The sequence below is a fragment of the Pseudomonas sp. HN11 genome (assembly GCF_021390155.1).
GTDB lineage: Bacteria > Pseudomonadota > Gammaproteobacteria > Pseudomonadales > Pseudomonadaceae > Aquipseudomonas.
This window is the reverse complement of record NZ_CP089985.1, coordinates 6,040,886-6,063,716: the sequence shown is the minus strand read 5'-3', so window position 1 is coordinate 6,063,716 and position 22,831 is coordinate 6,040,886. Positions and strand designations below refer to the sequence as shown.

The window sequence follows — 22,831 nt, the reverse complement described above, 5'->3', positions numbered from 1 at the left end:
ACGACGCATTGGGCAACCCGAAATCTGAAACGCGGTTGCCCCAGAGAACCCTAGGGTGTCTGGCTGACCTAGCGAGAGACGGCAGCCTCTCCGGATTCACCGTTAGCGAGGCGGCTGAATGAGGGCGACGTAGGTGCAGAGAAGGGTGATGAGGATGCTCGTGAAGGTGATTGTGTTGGTGTAACTGGAGAGGAATGCTTCCATGTTGGTTTTTCGGTAAGGGCACCTTGAAGATTGCCCAGGTTAAAAAACCTTTTCAAGCTCACGATGAGGCGCGGGCTAGAACATTACCGTCCCGAAAGCAGACGCTTTGAAGCGCAGGTTTGAAGCTTCGGATGCAGGTGGGAATTATGGCCGGGCCGAGTCTGGCTCAGAAGGCCCAGCCCAGGTACAAGCACGCCGAAGTCGCCAGGAGGCTTAGACGAAGTGCCGCGTCCTCTGCAAAATCCTTGCAATTAATCCGGCCTCAGCTGGAGACACCCGTTGTTTGGGAAATGCCAGCACTTTGCGTTCAGTCAGCGGGAACGCTCTCGCAGATTCGATGAACGCGGGTAGGGGTAGGTGTGACTGATCTTTGGAGTCATATGCGTCAAAGCTGAGCGCCAACTGTACTCCGACTTCATGCTGGCCCGCTTCGTCAACGTTCTTCATAAAAATGCTCCACAATTCCTAGCAGCAAACCGGATCCGCTAAATGCCGCGGGAGGATAGTCCCTGTACGATGAGAGATTCAAGGGTCGGAATAGCTTCTATTGTGACGAAAGCGACGGGATGCGCTTCCCTGGAGTGCATATTTCCTTCGGCATTTTTTCGCCCCTGCGGGTGAGCAGAGAAAAAACGAAGGAATCGAGAGGGGGCTACACCGTCGAACGGCATCACTCTGACCTTATCTATCTCGTTTTCATTTTCAGTTATAGCATCCTCGTGTAGCTTGGTTGCGAGGCTCTTTCTGTAGGGTTCCAGGAAATAAACCTCTCGGACGCCAGCTGCCACGATGTGCCGAGCACATGAGTGACAAGGATAGGTGGTGACAAACAACTTTCCACCCCGAATTTTTCCCCCATCGGTACCGCCAGCACTCAGCAACGCGTGCATTTCGGCATGCACAGCTCTCGAAAACTCAATAAGGCTCTTGAGCTGTGATTTTTTTCGGATTACCTGATAGACCTGCTCGCGTTTATCTTCCTCGATAAGGCCTTCGCTGGCCAGGAGATCGACAATTGCGTTGGACATGACCCTTTTTTCTTGGTCATTGGAGCAAAAGCCACCATTTAGGTTCCAGCAGCGCCGATCTTCATCGGGTGAGCTGCCATATGTCTCAGTTTGATAAAGCCCACCGAATGCTTTTGGTACATCGTTCCAGCCGGTGGCGAGAATCTCCCCATCAGCACTTGTGATTGAGGCTCCTACCTGCCGGGAAAGACAAGCCGAGTTTCTTGCTGCTGAGAATGCTGCATACATCGCCCGCTCATTCAATGTTGGAGTCGCAATCACCGTTCCCAGCATGAGGTCAAGAAAGCGTTTTACTCGACCTTTACGATGTGTATCGGTAGTTTTTTCAACACGCAGGAAGAAGTCAGCTTGAGGGAATGTGTCTTCGACCCGCTGACCGTGGTCGATCTCTTCACCAGAATCTCTATCGATTAGATCATGGATGTGATCGCCTGGCCCTTTAGTGCGTTCGAGCCTGGTGATCCGCATCTCAATGGGTGAATACACGCCTACAACATGGAGCATATCTCCGTATACGGAGCGCAGGAGCTTCAGCTCGTCGATATGTTTGATCGAATCGATTATATGGCAGTATCGAACAGTGACCTTAGGCACGACAGCTGATGCTGGAGTTTCGAAAAGGTCAGGTTCATGACTTTTTTCTGATTCTTGCTGAGCCTCTTCGCGTTCCAAAGTGATTCGCCTTATAGCGAATCGAGCCAGGATTTCGTTGCCATACTCCGCGCGCAGCTCATTTCCCGCTTCGATTAGATTGCGTATCGATTTTTCAGAGGCCAAGGTTTTTTGCTTACGAATTTCATCACTCAGCCTGATGATGTTTACTTTTTCGTAGCTATAGTCATGGCCAAGCAGAAGTTCTTGAAAAGTCTGCGCCACGTCGTGCAGGGGGGTACCCATCGGACCGCAAAGAGCAATGACGATTTCAGGTGTGATGGTCTTCCCAATTGCACCGATGTCGTCGAAATGTCCGCTTTTTTCGCTATTCGCTGAAGCTATGAGCCGAAAGTCTGGTGCTGCCATAACGAGTCCCTGTCAGGTAGTGCGCGTTTGGCTTGATCATCGCATACTGCCATCACTTGTACGCAGTTTCGCGACGAAAGAATGAGTCGTGATCGATTCGTAACTCTATTACTCAGCGCGGCTTGGACTCCGCCGAGTAGAACCAGCGCTACAGGGTTCACTGTAGGCTATTTTTGACACCCCTATTCCTGCAAACGTTAATACTTCAACTCCAGCATAAAATGGATACCTTATGCATAGCCTTCTTCTTGGAAATGGCATTAACCGCGTAGCGATGCAGAGAGGATGGAACGAAATCCTTCAGGAGCTAGCGCTGGCATTTGATGGTCTGGATTTGGTCCCCGGCATTGAATCAAAGCCACTGTCCATGTTCGTAGAGGAGTTATGTGCAAGATCTAACCTTTCATTCCAGAAAGCTGAGCATGCTGTGAAGGTTGAGTTCGCCAGACTGCTCAAACAAATTCAGTCAGTCGAGGCCCACGAAAGAATTTGTAGTCTATTCAGTGTGATCATGACCACAAACTATGATTTCACGATTGAGGAGGTCTTTGCAGGACCACTCCACTCCCCTACGTTCCTTGCGCCTGAATCGAGATACAGCCTCTTTCGCCGGCATACCGCCGGAACGAAGGATGTCTGGCATGTGCATGGTGATGTAGCCCGACCTGGTTCAATGGTTCTAGGGTTTGACCATTACGCTGGGTACCTGCAGAAAATCCGCAACTACGTAACAGATTCGGTCGAGGTCAAAGGTCATCCACACGGACGCGTTGGAAGTCCGGTAAAAGGGGGAAACCTCGACTTTACTGAAAATCGCTCTGTCTATTCTTGGGTGGATTATTTCTTGCGTGATCACATACACATTGTGGGGTTAGGCTTGGATTTTACGGAGATCGATCTCTGGTGGCTCTTGTTGCACAAACGGCGACGTCGGCACCAAACGGGGCAGGTTTTTTACTACCACGTGTCACTCGATACGGAAGCAAATGAAACGCCTGTCACGTCGTTACTCCGGTCACTTAATGTCAGCGTGGTTCCAGTCGTCGCGGGGAGCTATCACGACGGTTACCTAAAAGTGGCTGACCTTATAGAACGGCAAATCGCATTTTTTCCTGGTCTTCACCCCATTCCACCACGTTATGAAGAAAGCCAATCATGCGCGCCAATGGTGGCCAGCATCCACTCTGCGCAGGGCACGCTTAAGTTTCCGAAACGGAAAAAGCTTGGGTGAAGGGGGCTCATATTGGTTGGGTAAGGGGCCGGATAGTGGTATCTGGTCTATAAATAAAATAGGTAAAAACCTCAAGGAGATCCTACGGTGTTGACGCTGACATCGGATTGACCAGGTGCCGACGCAAGACTGCCCCATCTCCAAGAGAGAAGAAGTCGAGTAAATACAGTGAGTAACGAGATGTCAGACTGGATCAGTGAAATTTCGGCAACTGGGTCAATTCGGCATGGGCGCTAACAGGTTACTGCTGCAACGAGCTTGAGCCAGGCCCTTAAACTCGGTGCTGAAGGTTACGCCAAGGCGCTGCCAACCGGCCTGCCGCAAGTTCAATCAGCTGCGGTTGCTTCTTTTGCGGTAATGGATGTGGGCGCCGTCGCACAAGGTCGAAACTTGGGCGGCCGTGACTTGATGGTGATCAAGATGAGAACTGGATTCATCTCTCCCGCTAATCCTATAGCAATTTCGTCACTGAGTGGCCTTAACGACGCGAGGTATGTACGAATCGTCGGCTTCGGGGATGACGGACAAGCGAACGCTGGCCGCAAACTGTTCGCCGATGTGCCGATAGCGTCATCAAGGTGCACCCCGAGTCCTGTATTGGGGGCGGCAAGTTGCAAGGCCGATCGCGAATTGTTTGCAAGAGACCCGCAAGGTGCATTCGACGCCTGCCCAGGTGACAGTGGTGGCCCAGTCTATGTGAGGAGCCAATTCGGCCGGTACCGCTTAGTTGGGATCGCTTCTCGGGCATCAGGTTTCTCTTCCCAATGCGGTGGGGGAACGATAGTGACGCTGCTCGATGCAGAGCGCTTAAGTTGGATTAGCTCGCAAGTAGGGGTGCAGGTCAACGCGCAACCGTTGAAGCCGGAACTACCCGTGGCCACGTCTTGCGAGCCATCGGCTTGCTATTATAAATAGCTGTCGCAGTAGGACATCGAACAAAAACGGAGTAAGCGTCCGCCCAACTCACCCAGCGCAAGTCAGGCAGGCAACTACTGATTCGGCAGTAGATGATGAGTTTCACGCGCTCGCTGCGTCGGCAACCGTATGAGCACATCTTTGAAATAAGCATACGGATCATGCCCACTCATTCGCGCCGATTGGATCAAACTCATGGTAGCCGCCCGTTTCCTGCGTAGCGACCCGGCAAACAACCAGTTTGAACGCCCAAGTACCCAAGGTCGCATCTGATTCTCCACCTGATAGTTGTCGATGGAAACAGCCCCATTGTCCAGGTACCGCGTCAGCGCTATCTGGTGAGCCCTCACCGGTGCTTGCGAAACATATGGAAAGTCATAGCAGAGTCCAGTTGTACCGACCGTGCGGGAGCTCACTCGAGCACTATTCGCACGTATAATTTATAAGGTAGTGTCCCGGCACAACGAGAAAACACATGGAGTGAAAACTTGCCAATACCTAAGGAATATCATGGCCGCGAGCAGGCATACGTCAAACACACGATTCTGAAGACGTACCTTCAGTGCTTATTCATGATCATCGGGCGCAAGGAAACCGTCATCAATTACGTTGACTGCTTCGCGGGTCCGTGGGCAGAGGAGTCGGATGATTTAAAAGACACCTCCATCGGTATTTCGCTTCGTCAGATGAGGGAATGTGCAGAGACGCTGAAATCTAAGTTTGGCGCCAATGTAAAATTTCGCGCGCTTTACATCGAGAAGGACAAAAAAGCCTTCGGAAAGCTCGAAGCGTTCCTCGCTGGGAACAAGCAGGCTTCTGTAGACGCCTCCTGCATTCAAGGTGACTACACCAGCAAGATCGATGACATCGTTCAGTGGGCGTCAGGCAATTTCACGTTTTTCTTTATTGATCCCAAGGGTTGGAAAACTGTAATCAGCGCGCCAGTTCTGGCCCCGCTCTTGGCACTGAATAAAGTCGAGTTCCTCATTAACTTGATGTACGACTTCTTCAACCGCGCTATGTCGATGAAGCCGCATCAAGCAGATGTTGAAGAACTTTTAGGAAGGCCGGTTGTTTTAACTGGAAATGAAACCTCATCCGAACGGCAGTCGCTGGTAATTGCTCAGTATCGCGAGGTCATTGGGGACTTGTATGGTGGAAAGACGGCATATGTATCAGTTGAGCGCCCAGGCATGGAGCGGGTGCTTTATTTCTTGGTATATCTGACTAGGCATCCTCTGGGCATTATCAAGTTCAAACAAGCAGCTGAAGAAATGGAGATGGTTCAGCGCATCAGCCACTTTGAGTCGAAGGTTCGAGCACAAATCAGCAAATCTCCCATCGGCGATTTGTTCGGCTCGGACCAAGCTCTACAGCCTGTTGAAAAAATCAAAGACAATCGACTGGCAGCAAAAGAGTTTCTTCTGACGAGACTGTCAAAAAAACCTCTGCTGATAGATTACGACTGCTGGTCAGAATTTCTCATACAGACTGATTATTATCCGACCGATCTTCAGCTGGCCTTTAAGGAATTGGCAAAAGAAGGCCGAATCCTAAATCTTGATGCAAATATTGCCAGGCGGAGCAAATTTCCGGTTAAGCCCGATTGGCCTCGAAAAAGTGAGCGCTGGATCCTTAATGACTGACCAGTGAGGGAATATATGGCGATATTTAGGAAACACTTGATATGATAATTGAAGGCATGTCAGTCGAAAAATCACGTCATTCTTGCGTTTTTTTAAATCGAGCTACGATTGGGCTAAGATTTTCACTGAATATATAAATCGAAAAGATAGTATGGGGTGAAGTCAGAAACGCTGAGTGATGTCAATTTGACATATCTTGCGGCATCTTACTAATATCGCGCACGAAAGGAGCGACAGTGCAATGAGTACCCAAACAAGCATTGAGTGGACCGAGATGACTTGGAACCCGGTGGTGGGTTGCACCAAGGTCTCACCAGGCTGCAAACATTGCTACGCCGAGAACATGGCTCACCGCCTGCAGGCGATGGGCACACCTGGCTACGAGAATGGCTTTCGGTTGAGCCTGCGTCCAGAAAAGCTTCAAGAGCCTCTTCTGCGCAAGAAGCCGACGATTTACTTCGTTAACTCCATGTCTGACCTCTTCCACGAGCAGGTGCCTGATGCTTATATCGATCAGGTCTTCGAAGTGATCCAGCGTGCCTCTCAGCATACGTTTCAGATCCTGACCAAACGAGCTGAGCGCCTGGCTGAGTATTTCAGCACGCGAGAAACGCCGACCAATGCCTGGTTAGGTGTTTCGGTAGAGGACAAGGCCTACGGGGTGCCGCGTATTGATTGTCTGCGTAAGGTTGATGCCACCATCCGCTTTCTGTCAGCGGAGCCTTTATTGGAAGACTTGGGCGAGATTGACCTGACGGATATTCATTGGGTGATTGTCGGGGGTGAATCAGGTGCGAAGGCGCGCCCAATGCAGCAGGAATGGGTCGACAACATCCACCGTCAATGCGATGCCTCCGGTTCTGCTTTCTTCTTCAAGCAGTGGGGTGGCTGGGGCGCTGACGGAGTAAAACGATCCAAGAAAGCCAATGGCCGCCTATTGAACGGTCAGACTTGGGATGAAATTCCCTTGCTAAACCTAGCCTGAGCTAAAAGGATTTCGCGTGGCCAAGGACGAAAAATACAAATGGGATTTGTCGGCTGGTATCTATCCGAACATAGACCCTCATAGCAAAATAAAACATCAGATTATTCATGACTATATCCGTTCGTACATCACGGTGGTCATGAGTAATCAAATGATTCCGCGCATTGGCATTAATATCGTCGATGGCTTTTGCGGTGGAGGCGTCTATAAAGATGATTTGGGGCGTCGTGACCACTACGGCTCACCCATTATCGCGCTAGAGGCAGTTCAAGAAACTGTCGCTGAGATAAATATTCAGAGAAACATGCCGCGGGAAGTATTGGCGCAGTATTTTTTCATAGATATCAAAAAGGCCAATATTGATTACTTGAAAGCCGTACTTGCCACCAAAGGGCATGGCCATCGCTTGGATAAAGATATTTACGCTCTTCGCGCGAGATTTACGAATGCGCTTCCGAGCGTTATTAAAAAGATAAAGGATTTCAAGTTTTCCGAGCGCTCATTGTTTTTGCTTGATCAATACGCCTACAAAGATGTACCTTTCTCTAGCATACGAACTATTTTCAATAGTTTGACGAATGCTGAAGTTCTATTGACTTTCAATGTTGATAGCCTTATCGACTACCTCTCCGAGCGGGATGAAAACAAGAAGGCATTACAAAATATCGATTTGGAGAAGTATATTCCTTGGGAAAAGCTGCGATCTTTTAAAGCCACCATGCGTCACGAGTGGCAGCATTTGATTCAGCGGTTTCTTGCAGAGGGGATCTTGAAAGAAAGCGGTGCTGATTTCATGACCGTTTTCTTCATTACTCCTGGTGGGCCGAATCCGCGAGCCTATTGGTTTATCCATTTGGCGAAGAGCTACCGCGCCAACGCGGTGATGAAAGAAATTCATTGGAGATATGGCAACAACTTTTCCCACTCCATGACGCCGTCACTTTTTGTGGGCTATGACACCAATAAAGATATCCAGATTACGGATCAACACGCGTTCGGATTTGGAGAGGAGCATAATTTTTGTGGTGTTACGAGCAAACGCATTGAAGTGGAGCTCTCTGAGGTGCTGCCAAGGAAGATCTACGATCAACCGCAATTGTCCTTCGAACAGATGATGATGGGTATGGCCAACCACACGATGGCGGATGAGGCCATCGTAAAACAGTCCTTGCACGGTCCGATCATGAATGGCGACATTGAGGTCTTTGATAAGAACAGTCGAACGAAGCGACGCAAGGGCAGCAGCATAAAATCAAGTGACATCATTATTCCTTCCCTGCAGCGGACCATGTTTTTCACTCGCTGACGCTCCTACGCCGTAGGCCTCCTAGAATTTCGGGTCAGGCGTGCCTTCTTGGGGCGGCGAAATTTCTCGTTCGCGCAACGCTTCGCCCCCTGAACGGGGCCGAATTGCCGACATTTTTGGCCTACACTCAAAGCATGATTCCTGGAATTCGGTTGACCAGGTGAACATCATGCAGACCCACAGTATTCCCGTCGTCGCCCACCAGCAGACGCGGCCAATTGCGCCGACGAGACGAAGCCTTTCCGGCACCTATCCGCTGCGTAATGGCGATGGCATTCCCTATGAGTCGTTGCTCGAGCGTGATTTCCTTGCGCGAATGACATTTTCCAGCCATGTGTGTGACGTTATCGCGCAGCCGGTTCAAATCCCTTTTCACGGTGACGGCGCGCGCATCCATACCTACACGCCTGATTTCCTCATCAACTATCAACTGTGTGACTGTCAGTTTGGTAACTACCCGGTGCCTTTACTGGTCGAGGTCAAACCTCGCGACCTCTGGGTTAAAAACTGGCGCAAATGGCTGCCGAAATGGAAAGCCGCCTGGCGATATGCGCGGGAACAAGGATGGGCGTTCCACATTTACGACGAGTCCCGAATTCGTGACACGGGCTTTGCCAACATCCAGTTCCTCGACCGCTACAAAGCGATGGACTTCTCACGTGAGGAGAGTGAATGGGTTGTTCAAACGGTTCGTGAGGCCGGATCAGTGCCGGTGCACTACTTGCTGGCGATTCATTTTGCCGGCATCTACCGCGGGCGCGGCATCAGTCACATCTGGCACCTGATCGCGACGCGTCAACTCGACTGCGACATCCGTCAGCCGCTGAACGATTTTCTGGATGTCTGGATCCCCTCGCCATGAACAAGACAAATACTCACGAGGAAAAACCTCAGGCTTTTGTGCCTGATCGCGCACGTGTTTCCCTCGAGCGAAATGCATTTGTTCGTTATGGCGAAGACGTCTACCGAATCAACCAGGTACTGGACTTCAAGACGGTGGTCGGAATTGACGTATACAGCGGCCGCGCCTCGGCGTTGCCGGTCGAAGGCCTCAAACCGGTTGCCCAGGAGCGACTGGACGGCCTCTATGTCAATTACGACACGGAAAGCATCACCGACGAGCAATGGGCGATTGCGAGGAAGCGATTTGAGGCCATTGAGCCATTGCTTGGAGACGTTGTTCGAACCAAGGCTGAGATCAAGACTCGCGCGCTGCTGTACCAGGTGAATAGTGCGACGATCTACCGCTGGATGGACCGTTACAAAAGCTGGGGAGAATTGTTGGCCCTAATTCCAAGAAAACGCGGCTGGCAGGCTGGCAACGTCCGTATTCCAGCCGAGGCCGATACGCTCATCGATGAGGTGATTCACGATTATTATCTCAGCAAGACACGTCCCACAGTCAGCAAGGCGGTCAGTGAATTTCGCATTCGTGCCGAAGCACGCGGTGTTCCCATGGTGGCCGAGTGGACTATTCGTCAGCGCATTAGCCGTATCACTGATAAGCAATTTCTTCGTGGTCGGGGATTTGCAGATAAAGCACGCAACGCATACACCCCTTCCCCTGGCGCGTTTCCCGGCGCCGATTACCCGCTCGCGATTGTCCAGATTGACCATACGCCGATCGATGTAATGGTCGTCGACGACGTGCATCGTAAATCCATCGGGCGTCTCTGGCTGACACTGGCCATCGACGTACATTCAAGAATGATCACGGGCTACTACCTGGCGATCGACGCGCCCTCGGTAATCTCCGTCGCCATGTGCGTGGCGCATTCGATTATTCCCAAGGAAGAATGGTTGCTTGCGCACGGCATCGAAGGTGATTGGCCTGTCTGGGGCTTTCCTCGCATTTTGCACAGCGACAACGGTGCTGACTTCAGATCTGAAAGCCTGCGCAGGTCCTGCTCTAACTACGGGATTGAGAACCGATTCCGCCCCATCAAGCGGCCAAAGTACGGCGGTCATATCGAACGGCTGATGGGCAAGTTTATGCAGGCCGTTCATGGCCTGCCTGGCACCACTTTCAGCAATATCCAGCAGCGCGAAGGCATCGACTCCGACGCCCAGGCCGCGCTGACCGTTTCGGAGTTTGAAGTCTGGCTGGTACGAGAAATTCTCAAGTACAACGCCAAGTATCACTCGAAGATCTTCATGAGTCCGCTTCACAAGTGGAATGTCGGCATTTTTGGAGGGCGTGATGACACTCCAGCGATTGGCATGCCTCCGCGGCCAGCAGACCCTTTCACCATTCAACGAGACTTCCTGCCCGCTTATGAGCGAACCGTCCAGCACTACGGCGTGGAGCTCGATGTGACGTACTACTCCGAAGCGCTGAGACCGTGGATAAACGCCAAGGACGAGTCGGGTAAGACGCGAAAATTTATCTTTCGGCGTGATCCACGCGATATCAGCCAGCTCTGGTTTTACGATCCGCACCTAAAGCAGTACTTCAAGATCCCTGTAGCCAATCAGTCCTTCCCTGCGACCAGTGTGTGGGAGTTTCGCGCAGCCAAGAAGCAGGCCGTCGAGCGAGGGCTGGCCAATATCGACGATGACCTCATCAAGCGGCTGATCATGGAGAACCGCGAGCTGGTGGAAAGCGCCAAGACCCACACCAAAAAGACGCGTCGATTGGCCCAGCGACAGAAAATTCATCAAACAAACAAAACGCCCGCAGCGCCCGCTGCTCCAGCACCCCTAGAGCCAAAAACGATCGTTCCCCACGGTTTGCTGGGATTGCTCGACGATATGGACGAGGTGTTTGAGGAAATCCTATGAGCGATTACCCGCACATTCATCCAGATTTTCGTGCCGTCATGAGCCTGTCTGATGACGAACGTATCCGGTTTATTCAGGAGCCCAGGTGGATTGGGTACCCCGCCGCGCACGACATCATTAGTGCCATGAGGGCGCTACTGACGATCCCCTCTCGTCCGCGAATGCCGAATCTGTTGCTGGTCGGGGACTCCAACAATGGCAAGACGACCATTATTCGGCGATTTGTGGAGCTGTACGGCCAAGGCTATGTGAACGCCCAGAGTGAGCCTGTCAAACCCGTGATTTTGGTGGAGTCTCCTCCCGCGGCTGATGAGAAAGGGCTCTACATCTCGATTCTTGAGAGTTTTTGGGCGCCTTACCGTGCCAGTGATGCCACAGCAAAATTGCGCTACCAGGTGGTTCACATGTTCCGCTCGTGCCATGTTCGCCTGTTGGTGATCGATGAGTTTCATTCGCTCCTGACCGGCTCGGCGATCAAGCAAAGGGAGGTCATGAACGCTCTCAAGCTGCTGTGTAACACCCTGGCCATACCGATCGTAGGTGTTGGTACCTCTGATGCCGTTCGGGTGCTGCACACCGATCCGCAGCACGCCAGTCGTTTTGATGTGGTTGCTCTTCGCCGCTGGGAGCCGTCTCCAGAGTTTCAGCGCTTGATCAGATCTTTTGAGTCGATTCTTCCTCTGCGACAGGCTTCCGTGCTCAGCAAACCTGAGCTTGCGCTGGCTTTACACTCGATTTCGGGCGGGAACACAGGTGATCTTCATCGCTTGCTCATGGAATGTGCCAAGGACGCGATCATCACGGGCAGCGAGAAGATCACTAAATCCACCATTGAAAAGCATGCTTGGCTGCAGCCTACGCGCGGGATCCGGGAGCGGGTGTGAACCGTTGGCCGATGTATCAACCGATCCAGAACGATGAGCTGCTTACCTCGTGGCTCCTCCGTAATGCGCTTGCCCATGGTTGCGCGCCGTTGGCTTTTTGCGGAGCGCTCTGGCCAGGCGCACGTTTATGGACAAAGGATCTGGATTGCGGACTGGATGAGCGTTTTCTGCGGCAGTTTGATAGCGCGGATTTTCCGGGCGTTGCTTTATCAGCGAACCGGTTCAAGAGTGCGATCAAGACCCTTTCCGGCGTTGATGTCAGACATGCCAATACCCGCTGGTTACTCTCGTTAGGCATGCGTAACCGACGGCATTCCTGCGGACTTCAGTATTGCCCGATGTGCTTTGCAGAGGAGATACCTTATCTGCGATTCCAAGGGCGTTATGCCTGGTATACCGGTTGCCCGATTCATGGCTGTAGTTTGTCCAGTCGATGCCCCCGGTGCCATGCACCTGTCCAGCCTCACCTGCTCGTCCCGCCCGCAATCAACTGTTCCACCTGCCATGCATGCGGTGCAATCTTGGGGTCTGTATCAGAGCTAGAACCCTGCCTCCCTAATGCACTGGTTCTGCAGTCAATGGCGGACAATCAGCTTTATGGCCGTTCTGACTCAGCGCAAGAGTGGTTTGAATACGCCTATCTGCTGGTGTCGCTGTTGCGGTACGCATTGCGCAGCCGTAGTGCGCCTACGCTGAACTTGCTGAGTCAGCTGGGGGTTGAGCTCGGATCCGGGCACAAAGTGAGTAGCGGCCTACCCATGGAGTTGCTGGAGGTAAGCGAGCGAATGCAACTCATGGCGTGGTTGGCCCCATTGGTCGCGCACTCTCCTGACCAGGTCGCGCAGGTAATCGCGAGACACCGCTTGCCCGCGTCTATATTCGGACGAAACTGCAAAAGAACTGCGATCGGAACAATGGCTGGGATGTTGTGTTCAGCTGCGGCTACCCTTACCCATAAAGCTTCACCGACGGATCGCCACTGGCATTCAAACCGGAAAACGGTGGTACGTGAGTGGACCCGTTTGCAACGCAAGATATTTGCCTATGTCCACTCTTGACCAATCTAGCGGGTGCGATGAATGCGGCAGGTTGATGACAAAGGCCAAAAGAGTGCACGCCGCAAAGCGCTATTGCGCGACGTGCTATGCACGGCTGTTTAAGCGAGGTCTGTGTAAGAGCTGCGGTAACTTTTCACGCTTGCCTGTGTTCGATCCCCAGGCTGAATGTAGTCGATGTTTAAGCGCGCGCCCTTGCGTCAGGTGCGCCCGTGTTGGTCGCCCGGTCGGTAAGCTGACGGATTATGGTCCGGCATGTAATTCCTGCGCCCATTACTTCAAGGCTCCCCGTCCTTGTGAAAAATGCTCGGTACTGTCGACGCGCTTGGTGAGTATCCAGATTGACGATTGCACATTGCGTTGTTGTCCCCGTTGCGCCCGGTGTGATGAGCAAACGTGCCCTCAGTGTCACAGGTATCGAAAGCTGGTACATCAGGCAGACGGCAGGGCGATTTGCCGACAGTGCATGCTGACCTCCGGTTCACTTTGTACCGAGTGTCATTGTGAAATTCCTGGCGGGCGGGGGAAGGAATGTGAAAATTGCTATTGGTCGAGGACGTTTCAAAAACGCCTGCTGCTAGATGCGAATGCTCTGGGTGCTCAGGTGGTGGTAGACGACTTCTTGGCATTTGGCGCGTGGCTTGCCGCCAAAGGTGGGAATCAGCGTGCGGCCCTGAGCATCCATCGCCATTTTGAATTCTTCGCAGTGATTGATGCCCAGTGGGCCGGGATGCCACCAGCCAAACAACTACTGGAGCATATCGGATGTGAAGGGCTGCGACGGACGCGAGCTCCTATTCGTTGGTACAAGCTCGCCAAGCAGTTCGTTATCAACGATGAGTTACTGGAGCTGCATGTTGAGCATGAACGGGTGCGTAAAGTCCTTTCAGGTATATCGTTCGGCGCGGACCGTGCGTTGCTGGATGACTATCTGACAACCCTGAAGCATGGGAAGGTTGAGACTAGCTTCATTGCGTGGCAGGTTGAACGCGGCAGCGCACTTGCTACTGCTGGCCCGATCAGAGGGAGCGAGTGTTCTCGAGCAACGTCATGTGGACCGCCTCTTGAAGATCAAGCCAGGTATTGCAGGCAACCTGTGGGGATTCGTTACCTTTTGCAATGCCCGACAAGCAGGCAGGCCGTTGATCACAATCGAAAAGCACAAAGTCCAAGCAGCCAGGCGCCTCAAGCTGGAGGCGCAGATGATAAAACTGGCTATCGCTGCCAACCGCGGACGCGATGTACAGCGCACATGGATTTCACGCTCGTTGGCCTACTTTCATCGCTTGAGCTCGAGCCAATCAAAGGCCGCTGTACCTAATCCGGATCCAGCCGGAAACGGCTGGCTAGTAGACGTGGATAGCGTTACCTATTGGGTACCTGACCCGCGGTATCTTTCCTTGGTGCAAGAGGTGAACGTTTCGGAAAATTAACACCCAATCTTTGCAGATTGTTCCTCATGCAAGTGAGATGCAGAACCTCGTCCCCTTTAGTTTTGGAGTGATTGAAGGACACGCCGGGATTGTCCATGTTGTCGACAAAGTCGCGAAACGCGCCTTCAAAAAAGCGTATCAGACCGAGCACTATTTTTAGCTGTACCAGGGCTTGCGAGAAAGGGATTGATAGTTCAATGAGCATCCCTTGCGCCTTCTGTTCCGTGGTTTTGCCTTCGGCCTTCCCACTCCCAGGCCGACGTTGAATTTCAAAGAGGTAAAAATGACGCTGGCCGCAGACGATGCGCAGTATCTGCACGCCACGCACTATTTTATGTTTGGGGTCGAGGAAGACCCAGGATCTTTGCTTTGGTGTTGCGGTTTCGTCCTCCTCAAACTCTTTTATAGGTACCAGCTTGGCCGGTGCTTGAGTTCCCCTTTGGCCGTCCAGCGTCATCCACTCGACCCTGTCGATCACCGTGGGAAAATACGTTTGCAGCTTATTCAGTGCGACCCATACATCGACCAGAACGCCTGATGATTCCCATGGCTCCATGTCTATGATTTCAGCTTTTCCAATCCCCGAACCTCGGGCGCCAGGATCACCACCTGACAAGACCTCCGTTTCGCCAGTAGGAAGAACTTTTTTACCACGCTCCCCCGGCTTGTGATGCACGTAGCGACTGGTAGCCCGACGCTTGCCCAGTACTTCAAAACTCTCGTGCTCCAGGATGTGCCTTCCCAGATCCGGGTCTGATCCGGAATCGTTGGTCAGCTCGAACTTTTGATTGAGCGGCAAAGTTACGGTCGGGCGGGTGATAAAAAGACCTTGATCTTCCTCGTCACCTGGCTGGAAATTTTCTGTGTGGTATTCCGCCCGATGAATTTCAAGCTCCGGACCATCAGGCTCACTTGCGCCGGTTAAACGCAGGCAGAGAAAGGTTTTTTTATTGAGCCAGTAGCCGCGGCCCTTGATCGTCGCGGGTCCCTGAAACCAGGGTGCAATTTGCAGGTTGCCAAAGGGCACGTCCGAGACTGGCGAGCTGCTGAACTGGGACTCAAGGTCCGCATAAAGCTTACGGCACAGGCTTTTCGTGTAGCCGTCATGCCTCATGTGGTTGAGAAATACAGCTTCACTTTCCCTAACCGAACGCTGCAGCTTCACCACGTTTTTTGCCCAGGTCTCTTCAGGATCAAAAAAGAAGCGAGCTTGCACCTCCTGCCAAGGATAAGTGGTCAGAATCCGGCTGGTCTCGGAACTGCGTCCATACAATCGGATCAGGAGCTCTACGCACGGGACCAAGATGGTCTGGTCTTTGGCTCCGGTACGCAATCCTACCAACCAGGTGTCTGCCGACATTGGAAGTTTGTAAGGGCTGCTAGTGTTGGTCAGTCCCAGTTGCGAAGCCGTTACATACGTCCAGCTTTGCGGGCTGAAATCCACTTCCAGTTCTGGAAGTGACTCCGACAACGTGTCGGAATTGATCGAGCCCGCACGCCAGATAGTACCTATCTGGAAAAAACTGAGGTAAGGCAGTCCAATCGGAACGGAGTAGAACGCGCCCAACGTGCCGTCCAGATCAACAGACCGAAAATGCACGTTGACGAGGGGAACGGTTTTTTCCCTGCTATTCGGCGTGAATGTGCCGTACCACAGCACGAGCAAATCACCCGAAATGTCCTTGAAGCGGCCACCTAGTGACACTTGCGGCTTGGCAAATGGGAGCGGACTCCGAATGACCGAATGCGACAAAACACGCTCCTGCGACATAGAAAACTGATCATAGGTATTTCGTGTTAAATCTGACAAGGGTCAGTTTGACATCTTCGGCATAGGCGTCTTGTGGTGCAAACTAACGACTCACGGCAGGTTTGCAAAATGTAGTGGTCAACTAATCCAGGACACGACGTTAAATTTTTCTTCGGCCCGAGCTGGCGTCAGCCCACCGTTGAATTGATGGGGGCGAATCCAGTTGTACTGACGCCATGATCGGTGAGGCGATCCAGTCGGACACCCTGAAAGCCCTAGTGCGCCAGCACGCCATCCGTGAGGCGGAGGTGGGCCAGGTGGCCGGCAATGATGCCAAGAGGACGCTATCTATTCGCCTGGACGGCCCCACCGCGGTCCCGGCCTGAGCCACTGCGTACCTTGGCGAGTCTGACGGCCGTAGGGCGGTTTGCCGACGCGGTAGGGCTGCGCGGGTTCACCGTGGAGCTGTGACTACATGCCCTGGGCGCGCGCGGCGTCCAGGGCTTCGGCCAGGATCTGCGCGGCCGTGCTGACCGCGCTGTAACGGCGGGCCGGTTCCGGCTCCGGCGTACTCGACGTGGTGCGCTGGTACTCGGCGTGCATCTGGCGGAATTCGGTCAGGGTCTGCACTTCGAAAGGGGAGAGGGCCAGGGTGATCAACATCGGGCTACCTCGGCGGTGTCACGAGTAAAGGGTGCATTTAGCAGGCGAAAAAAAACCGCCCTGAGTAGGCGGTTTTTTCGTTGCAGGCGCTGGTGAGGCCAGTGCTTGCTTTACCTCGGTGGATACATTCGCGTGGGATTTATACTACTCAGGCTTGACGGGGTGTGCAAACGAAAATACTGCATAAAGTAATACGATATCGTGTTATTCGTCGCCTGATGCACCGCCAAGGCGTTTACTGGCGCTTCCCAGGGGGAGCCACAGGTCCGACAAATTAACGTTTTATAAAATTGCCCAGGGCCGTTATTGGCAGTGTGCCTGGCTGCCCGCTAAATGCTGGCTTTTTAGCCTTTCACAGTCGAAAAAGTGCGCTACTATGCCCTGAGACGAGACCTCTACAGGTGAGCTATTCGTTAGGTGTGGCCGGTGCAGAAACGGTTTCCTATGCCCTTCTAGACGGGGTGAGAGCCGTACCGGTGTTGCTGAGGGGTTCACACTCGGCCGCCTTAGTGGATACATTCGCGTGTATTCCCGAAGACAGCGGTAAGCCGGATAAGCTGTTGGAGGTTTGGCCCAACCAAGGGAGGGCCAAAAGTATGTCTAAGCTTGCGAAGCGTACTTGGGATCTCGTTCGGAACGGATTGGGGGCTTATCGTCTCTATGAACTTCTGCGGGACCATTGGGACGATCTGCTGTAACGGATTGAACTGAGGAAAAAACCGCTTTGGCCTCGGCCTTAGCGGTTTTTTTTGCCTTCAGAAACGCCGCGCCGAAGGTGGCCAGGTTTCGGGCTGAAAATGCGGCTGGAATTTGGGCACAAAAAAACCGCCGTTGGAGGGGCGGTTGATTTGTGCATACCGAATTGGAGTTCGGTTTGCGGTTCGCTGAAAGCGCTGACGAATCGAGCATAAATTACGGTTACGCATTTGCGCAATACGTTCATGGATAATAACGGAGCTTCATCGTAGGTCAGTAAGGCTCATTGAATTTTATAGAGAGGTTCAGAGATGCCTCATTGAATCGTCAATGGAAACCATTGAACTGCGACGAACTCCACGAAAATACGGCGTATCTAGCCGTATTCAGCTAAATTGAGCCGTCATTGTGCAAATTCCTAGATCGTCACGAGTGCGCGCAGTCAAGGGCTTGACGCGAAATTGCATATTTATTTCAAAAAACCACTAAAGTGCTTTTTTCTGTCGTGGGTTTTGCGGTATTACGTAAGTCGTGGGCAGGGAATGCCCTGGCCCCTTCTGCCGCGTCTGGAAACCGCGCCGGGATTGGGAGGGCCGACAATCACCTGGCTCGCTGAAAGCGCTGACCCCTTTCAGTAGAACCGCTGCCTTGCCCGGTAAGGGCGGCGGGGCCAGGCTTCTTTGAGGAAGCCGCTTATGCGTCTCATCAAATTGAGTTGCCGCGCTGCGTGGGAAGGCTTCTGCGCGCTCGTAAAAGTCGCCCAGGGTTACAAGTTGTTCGCCTGGATGCGCGATCACTACGACGACTTTTGACCGGAACAGCCCCGCTACGGTGGGGTTTTTTTCAGCCGAAAAAAAGCCCCGGCACTGGGCAGGGGCTTTATTCAACCGTCTGTCCCGGCTAGGCTTTCGAGCGAAGGATTTGGTCATTCGTGTATATCCCGACGCAACAGCGGTGAAAGAGACTGGGACATTTGCTGGTGGGAGGGAGCGATACAAAATTTTGATTACACCCAAATAGCGCAAGGTTACTGGTTGGGGACAGCGCGAATCTTGGGTCTGGACCGAAGCCGCACGAGAACTCAAATTGATGTAGGAAAATCACATGAGCATGAAAGCGATCCGCGAGACCCATGGTGTGCCCGCAAAGCGCGGTCAACGAGTTCGCTTCACGCTTGAGGGTAGCGCTCCACGACTTGGAACAATTCGCAGTGCCAACGGTGGTTCGCTCTATGTCCAGTTCGACGGCGAAGGCTTCACCTGAGGTTTACACCCGACCTGCGTTATCGAATATCTTGACGTTCAACAGCAGAACACAATCGAGTAGGAGAAATCGCCCCACCACCAGGCCGCTGAGTCGCAGGCTTGACAGTACCAGGGCGCGGGTTTCGCGTCCTCCGAACGAGGATAGCTCTGTGACTATAACCCTGCTGGAACAATCCCTGGTCGACAACGCTAGGGCACATCAGGAGGCGTTGGCAGTCTATTATCCCAAGCAGCAGGCAGGGCGATTTGCCGACAGTGCAAGCTGACCTCCGGTTCACGTTGTACCGAGTGCCATTGTGAAATTCCTGGCGGGCGGGGGAAGGAATGTGAAAATTGCTATTGGTCGAGGACGATTCAAAAACGCCTGCTGCTAGATGTGTCACCACCGATGATTTTGCGAGCCGGTCCTACCCGGCCCGCATGAGTATTGATTTAGCCGCTGCGCGTGCGCGGAATAAACTCAACTACTTCGGTCTGAATGGACGAGCCAATATGCCAAGCGCAGTGCCCGCCCTCGTCCAGTTCGCCCGGAGCGTAGATCGGGATGAGATCTCCGAACAGGTGGAAAGACATGACTGTGACCTTTCGGCCTGTTTCGCACCCGGCGCACGACATCAAGCCTGCGAGATAGGCGCATTTGGAACAGAGAACTAGATGTTCGTCGGGATCGTGCTCACCGGTGGATGTGAGTTCGATATGAGTCGCTTCATGATCCCAGCAGTGGGCGCAGCGAATGGCCTTATCCGAGGCGTGCTCGGGGGCGATGGTATGTATATTCATGAGATAATTCCCAAAAAAGACGTTTAAGTAGTCATTTTTTGCTGCGAATGCAGCGGCAGCGGAAGCTGCAATAGGGAATTACCGAAGTCGGTGTCGATATCCGCTCAGCTCTGGGCCGTAGGCGAAAAGAGGTACGCGGAACCAAGCGGTATCCGAGGCTTTGCGAAGGCGGAGAATGGCGGCGGAAAGAAGCTCATGAGACCAGCGATCCACAAGATGGATAGCAAGATGAGTCAGGCGGCGATAGCCGTCAATGAAAGAGTCCAGGCTCGCGAACGCTTTTTCTAGCGCATCATGGAGCCTTTTGATGACTTGAACGGTTTCGTGGGGGGAAAGCGCCTTGTTGTGGATCAGCCGCCCTGCATAATCGGCATAACTCTCTCGAAGCTCACTTTCTATCTCCAGCAGGGCTGGATCATCGGAGCCTTCGTAAGCCGAAATTAGCAGTTTGGCTTGGGAGATATGCGTCTCGGCCATATGGGCTTCAAGGAACGCAATCTGTCTAGCTAGGCTAACTTGTGCCTCCTCCAACCCGCTCGCAACCCAGCCAACGAAAGATTCGCTTGCTTCCTCGGTTGAGACATCGGTTTCGGGGCGGTCCATGGTCAAATTACCTCAGGGCTATGCTGATTTGTTTCCACAGCACTTCCAATATATTTCGAAACCTGCCGCGTATTCAACAAATTCCTATTGGTGCCCTCATTTACTCGAGGTGCTCACGTGCGCAAGGATTGGCTCGTCGGAAAATGGTCAGGCAATCGTCGAAAGAGTGTGAGGTCTTGAAGCGTCTGAGTGATATGGTCATCTGACGCCGCTCTGCAGGTTGAAGCAGTGGGCATGGTGATCCATCAGCTTATCAAGATGGCAGTGCAGGTCTTCTCATGCGGCTTTGGACGATGCAGTCCACATTTGCCGATTTGTTCCTTGGCCGCTGTAGAGCCGGTTTATTTCACGATATGGAGTCGTAGTTTTGTTGTGATACGACGGCTGGATTTTGCGGTCTCAACGGCTGCGCAGATAGCTGCCACAGGCTGTACGCCCTGGCAAACGGCCTCCATTATGATCTCTGCGAGAGACAGGTTGTATCGCACGGCGGCGTTGATCATGACTGCAAGATGTGCGTGTCCAATGCGCTCGAGCGTCTCGTTAGTTACCACGCGACGGGCAGCATCCATGTGACGCTCGATGTTAGCCTGAAGAGCAGCTTGGTTCTCCTCGGCTGCAGCTTGGCGGCTGAAGTCAATGGTGTATCTAAGGACCTTGCTATCAATGTCGCGCATAAGGTTGACGACGCTCCCTGATTAATCAGTTGAATATTTCAGTCTTGGGCGGCGTGTAAACTATTATGCCGCGAGCAAAGTAATATTTACATTGTGGATCTTGGAGTGTCTAGAAGTGCTTTTTATCAAAGCGGCACCACAGGATCTCATTACCTATCGCCGGCCAAGTCGCACCCTTCGGTCATTGAGCGGCTCAAAAGCTTTTTTTCACGCTGCTACGTCAGATCTTAGCCATGAGCCTTCTGTGCACGACACGAGTTTCAACCTCCGTGCATGTTTTTCTTCTGTGGAAATCGACGCTGAATTTTTCAACAGAATCGGCTGAAATCAGCCGCTCTATGAGTGAAGCATAAAGTCAGGAGCGACCCGGATTAGAGACCTCTGGCTTTCAGTTTCGCCAATCCTTGCTTGATATGGCCAGAGTTTTCACCAATTGCATACAACGCACCACGAGCGTTGTCACCGCATTCACTGAGTCCCTGTTTTTCGGCTTGGAGCGTTAGCTCCATCAGCGCCGCCTCCAGCGCGAGCTGGTTTTCGTACATTCTTTCCAGTACATCCGATAGCGAGTATTCACCTGACATTGCTTTGGCCCCGTTCGAGAAAGTCCAAGCATAGCAGTGGCTCTAGTGGTCAACTTGTCAGATTTGGTAGAGCGCTTTCGGTCTGGTCAGCAGCCACCCAACCTGACCTTTTAGAGTCCAGTTGGTTGTCTTGGCTTTACGTTTACCTTTCGTGGGTTGCGCTCATGAAGCGCTAGGGCGGTAATGCTCGAAACTAACAGGCAAGGAAGAGTCTGTCGTGACAATCCATGAACCTCGCAGTGTTTCCTCAACCTTCCCAACTACCCGGCATGATCCATTCGGTAAGGGCAGCTGCAAGAACTCACAGATCTGAGGCAGGTTTACGAAAACAGTGGCCTTATCGACCACTTGCATCGAAAAACCTAGCTGAACTACTCCCCAAAATACTAGGGCCTGCCAAGCGATTGAGGTGAGAAAATTGACCATTAAAAAGATTCCTATCGGGGTCCCTTTAAGCCCAATTTATTACTATTCGTCGGCGTTTGCGTCGGCGTTTGCGTTAGCGCTGGTGGCGCCAGAGTCGGTGCGTACTCCTGAAGCGATGCAACACCAGTGATTTTGCCAGAGGTATCGACACCAACTACCGCTCCCATAAGCTCAGGCGATACGTGGCCACTACCCCCGCCACGCCCGTCAGGGTATTTGAAAGCCGAGAGACGTTTCAGATAATCATCGAACACAGTCTTGTCAGCAGCGAAATGCAAAATTTCTAGCGCTGGTAAATCAATATCAGATCCGAAATACAGTTGGGCGTGGAGCTCCAGTTTCGGAGCTTGCTGCATCGATGCGAGCTCTTCGGCAAAAACGACGAAATGGTGCTCAAATTCTTGAAGCGCTTCCTGAGCTTCAACAAAATTCATAAAAAGAGACTTTTCAGTCTTAACATCGTTTTCTGTTGCCTTGAATTCGACCAGCACCAGCTTCGAATTTTGACCAAAGATGGCATCGCCTGCCGTTCTCTCATTCTTACCCGATAATGGCGCAGCAAAGTCTAACTTGTGGCTCAAGGCAGCCTGTGTCACGAAAAGCCACTCTACTGTCTTCTCCCACCACTTGTTATCGCTCATTTCTTACGGCTTCCGTTTCGATTAGTTCGTTAAGTTAACGCATCATCGCCGATGCGCCAATTCAGGCGCCGGCCGATCCAGATCATTCTGGAGTGGGTTTCCATACAATATCAGAGATAGGCTGTACACCATCGATCATTGCCAAGGCCATCCGCAGCCTGTTTAGAACCTGACTCGTACCATCATGCTCGTGACTTACAAATGCTACCTGATCAAGTAGAGAGATTGCGCTGGCCAGCGCAGTAGAGACCACCGCGG

The 22,831-nt window shown here is 52.5% G+C and carries 20 protein-coding genes and 1 pseudogene; 11 read left to right on the top strand and 10 right to left on the bottom strand.

The features are described 5' to 3' along the window. Positions 1-417 precede the first annotated feature (417 nt). Both LVW35_RS27950 and LVW35_RS27945 read right to left on the bottom strand, forming a co-directional pair. Complete coding sequence (locus tag LVW35_RS27950) at positions 418-651, bottom strand: hypothetical protein (protein ID WP_233892932.1); 234 nt, start codon at positions 649-651, stop codon at positions 418-420. A gap of 38 nt (positions 652-689) precedes the next feature. Next, complete coding sequence (locus tag LVW35_RS27945; protein WP_233892931.1) at positions 690-2,252, bottom strand: anti-phage dCTP deaminase; 1,563 nt, start codon at positions 2,250-2,252, stop codon at positions 690-692. A gap of 232 nt (positions 2,253-2,484) precedes the next feature. Here LVW35_RS27945 and LVW35_RS27940 point away from each other — a divergent pair, with 232 nt between their 5' ends. Then, entirely contained in the window at positions 2,485-3,483 is a 999-nt protein-coding gene (locus LVW35_RS27940; RefSeq protein ID WP_233892930.1) for an SIR2 family protein, read from the top strand. 357 nt (positions 3,484-3,840) lie between these two features. Next, positions 3,841-4,398, top strand: coding sequence for a trypsin-like serine protease (locus LVW35_RS29295; protein WP_442799700.1), 558 nt, complete (start codon positions 3,841-3,843; stop codon positions 4,396-4,398). Positions 4,399-4,472: 74 nt separating this feature from the next. Here the strand turns inward: LVW35_RS29295 and LVW35_RS27935 are convergent. Next, positions 4,473-4,733: pseudogene (locus LVW35_RS27935) on the bottom strand (transposase domain-containing protein); the annotation flags it as partial. Positions 4,734-4,886: 153 nt separating this feature from the next. Here LVW35_RS27935 and tcmP point away from each other — a divergent pair. The 8 genes from tcmP (at position 4,887) to LVW35_RS27900 (ending at position 14,376) form a co-directional block, all read left to right on the top strand. After that, a complete protein-coding gene (gene tcmP, locus LVW35_RS27930) occupies positions 4,887-6,044 on the top strand; it encodes a three-Cys-motif partner protein TcmP (protein WP_267924876.1) in 1,158 nt (385 codons plus the stop codon). A 241-nt stretch (positions 6,045-6,285) separates the two neighbouring features. Further along, a complete protein-coding gene (locus tag LVW35_RS27925; protein WP_233892928.1) occupies positions 6,286-7,029 on the top strand; it encodes a phage Gp37/Gp68 family protein in 744 nt (247 codons plus the stop codon). A gap of 16 nt (positions 7,030-7,045) precedes the next feature. After that, the gene (locus tag LVW35_RS27920; RefSeq protein ID WP_233892927.1) at positions 7,046-8,335 is read left to right on the top strand and encodes a three-Cys-motif partner protein TcmP; all 1,290 of its coding nucleotides are present in this window, start codon (positions 7,046-7,048) and stop codon (positions 8,333-8,335) included. A 169-nt stretch (positions 8,336-8,504) separates the two neighbouring features. Continuing rightward, entirely contained in the window at positions 8,505-9,197 is a 693-nt protein-coding gene (locus LVW35_RS27915) for a TnsA endonuclease N-terminal domain-containing protein (RefSeq protein WP_233892926.1), read from the top strand. Continuing rightward, positions 9,194-11,116: a Mu transposase C-terminal domain-containing protein gene (locus tag LVW35_RS27910; protein ID WP_233892925.1), complete on the top strand. Its 1,923-nt coding sequence runs from the start codon at positions 9,194-9,196 to the stop codon at positions 11,114-11,116. Before LVW35_RS27915 ends, LVW35_RS27910 begins: the two co-directional genes overlap by 4 nt. Further along, positions 11,113-12,000, top strand: coding sequence for a TniB family NTP-binding protein (locus LVW35_RS27905; protein WP_233892924.1), 888 nt, complete (start codon positions 11,113-11,115; stop codon positions 11,998-12,000). The genes LVW35_RS27910 and LVW35_RS27905 overlap by 4 nt, the downstream gene beginning before the upstream one ends. 11 nt (positions 12,001-12,011) lie before the next feature. After that, positions 12,012-13,058: a TniQ family protein gene (locus LVW35_RS29290; protein WP_442799699.1), complete on the top strand. Its 1,047-nt coding sequence runs from the start codon at positions 12,012-12,014 to the stop codon at positions 13,056-13,058. A gap of 463 nt (positions 13,059-13,521) precedes the next feature. Continuing rightward, positions 13,522-14,376, top strand: a complete 855-nt coding sequence (locus tag LVW35_RS27900) for a hypothetical protein (protein ID WP_233892922.1) — start codon at positions 13,522-13,524, stop codon at positions 14,374-14,376. A 44-nt stretch (positions 14,377-14,420) separates the two neighbouring features. Here LVW35_RS27900 and LVW35_RS27895 read toward each other — a convergent pair whose 3' ends face one another. Continuing rightward, positions 14,421-16,241: a hypothetical protein gene (locus tag LVW35_RS27895; protein WP_233892921.1), complete on the bottom strand. Its 1,821-nt coding sequence runs from the start codon at positions 16,239-16,241 to the stop codon at positions 14,421-14,423. Positions 16,242-16,709: 468 nt separating this feature from the next. Then, on the bottom strand, positions 16,710-16,901 hold the full coding sequence (locus LVW35_RS27885; RefSeq protein WP_233892920.1) for a hypothetical protein: 192 nt from the start codon (positions 16,899-16,901) through the stop codon (positions 16,710-16,712). A gap of 1,800 nt (positions 16,902-18,701) precedes the next feature. On the opposite strand from LVW35_RS27885, the gene LVW35_RS27880 reads away from it, so the two are divergent. Beyond that, the gene (locus LVW35_RS27880) at positions 18,702-18,860 is read left to right on the top strand and encodes a hypothetical protein (RefSeq protein ID WP_233892919.1); all 159 of its coding nucleotides are present in this window, start codon (positions 18,702-18,704) and stop codon (positions 18,858-18,860) included. A 434-nt stretch (positions 18,861-19,294) separates the two neighbouring features. On the opposite strand, the gene LVW35_RS27875 is transcribed toward LVW35_RS27880, so the two are convergent. The 5 genes from LVW35_RS27875 to LVW35_RS27855 all read right to left on the bottom strand — a co-directional run bounded on the left by LVW35_RS27875 (position 19,295) and on the right by LVW35_RS27855 (position 22,573). Beyond that, positions 19,295-19,642, bottom strand: coding sequence for a hypothetical protein (locus LVW35_RS27875; protein ID WP_233892918.1), 348 nt, complete (start codon positions 19,640-19,642; stop codon positions 19,295-19,297). 78 nt (positions 19,643-19,720) lie between these two features. Continuing rightward, positions 19,721-20,245, bottom strand: a complete 525-nt coding sequence (locus LVW35_RS27870) for a hypothetical protein (RefSeq protein WP_233892917.1) — start codon at positions 20,243-20,245, stop codon at positions 19,721-19,723. 341 nt (positions 20,246-20,586) lie between these two features. Next, positions 20,587-20,922 (bottom strand): hypothetical protein, encoded by a 336-nt coding sequence (locus LVW35_RS27865; protein ID WP_233892916.1) that lies wholly within the window; start codon positions 20,920-20,922, stop codon positions 20,587-20,589. A gap of 371 nt (positions 20,923-21,293) precedes the next feature. After that, the gene (locus tag LVW35_RS27860) at positions 21,294-21,506 is read right to left on the bottom strand and encodes a hypothetical protein (protein WP_233892914.1); all 213 of its coding nucleotides are present in this window, start codon (positions 21,504-21,506) and stop codon (positions 21,294-21,296) included. A gap of 437 nt (positions 21,507-21,943) precedes the next feature. Next, on the bottom strand, positions 21,944-22,573 hold the full coding sequence (locus LVW35_RS27855) for a hypothetical protein (protein ID WP_233892913.1): 630 nt from the start codon (positions 22,571-22,573) through the stop codon (positions 21,944-21,946). Between the last annotated feature and the right edge of the window lie 258 nt (positions 22,574-22,831).

Bases quoted from the DNA above. Each gene is read 5' to 3' on its own strand.
- LVW35_RS27950 (WP_233892932.1), bottom strand. From the start codon at position 651: ATGAAGAACGTTGACGAAGCGGGCCAGCATGAAGTCGGAGTACAGTTG.
- LVW35_RS27945 (WP_233892931.1), bottom strand. From the start codon at position 2,252: ATGGCAGCACCAGACTTTCGGCTCATAGCTTCAGCGAATAGCGAAAAA.
- LVW35_RS27940 (WP_233892930.1), top strand. From the start codon at position 2,485: ATGCATAGCCTTCTTCTTGGAAATGGCATTAACCGCGTAGCGATGCAG.
- LVW35_RS29295 (WP_442799700.1), top strand. From the start codon at position 3,841: ATGGATGTGGGCGCCGTCGCACAAGGTCGAAACTTGGGCGGCCGTGAC.
- LVW35_RS27925 (WP_233892928.1), top strand. From the start codon at position 6,286: ATGAGTACCCAAACAAGCATTGAGTGGACCGAGATGACTTGGAACCCG.
- LVW35_RS27915 (WP_233892926.1), top strand. From the start codon at position 8,505: ATGCAGACCCACAGTATTCCCGTCGTCGCCCACCAGCAGACGCGGCCA.
- LVW35_RS27910 (WP_233892925.1), top strand. From the start codon at position 9,194: ATGAACAAGACAAATACTCACGAGGAAAAACCTCAGGCTTTTGTGCCT.
- LVW35_RS27905 (WP_233892924.1), top strand. From the start codon at position 11,113: ATGAGCGATTACCCGCACATTCATCCAGATTTTCGTGCCGTCATGAGC.
- LVW35_RS29290 (WP_442799699.1), top strand. From the start codon at position 12,012: ATGTATCAACCGATCCAGAACGATGAGCTGCTTACCTCGTGGCTCCTC.
- LVW35_RS27900 (WP_233892922.1), top strand. From the start codon at position 13,522: ATGCTGACCTCCGGTTCACTTTGTACCGAGTGTCATTGTGAAATTCCT.
- LVW35_RS27885 (WP_233892920.1), bottom strand. From the start codon at position 16,901: ATGTTGATCACCCTGGCCCTCTCCCCTTTCGAAGTGCAGACCCTGACC.
- LVW35_RS27880 (WP_233892919.1), top strand. From the start codon at position 18,702: ATGAGCATGAAAGCGATCCGCGAGACCCATGGTGTGCCCGCAAAGCGC.
- LVW35_RS27875 (WP_233892918.1), bottom strand. From the start codon at position 19,642: ATGAATATACATACCATCGCCCCCGAGCACGCCTCGGATAAGGCCATT.
- LVW35_RS27870 (WP_233892917.1), bottom strand. From the start codon at position 20,245: ATGGACCGCCCCGAAACCGATGTCTCAACCGAGGAAGCAAGCGAATCT.
- LVW35_RS27865 (WP_233892916.1), bottom strand. From the start codon at position 20,922: ATGCGCGACATTGATAGCAAGGTCCTTAGATACACCATTGACTTCAGC.
- LVW35_RS27860 (WP_233892914.1), bottom strand. From the start codon at position 21,506: ATGTCAGGTGAATACTCGCTATCGGATGTACTGGAAAGAATGTACGAA.
- LVW35_RS27855 (WP_233892913.1), bottom strand. From the start codon at position 22,573: ATGAGCGATAACAAGTGGTGGGAGAAGACAGTAGAGTGGCTTTTCGTG.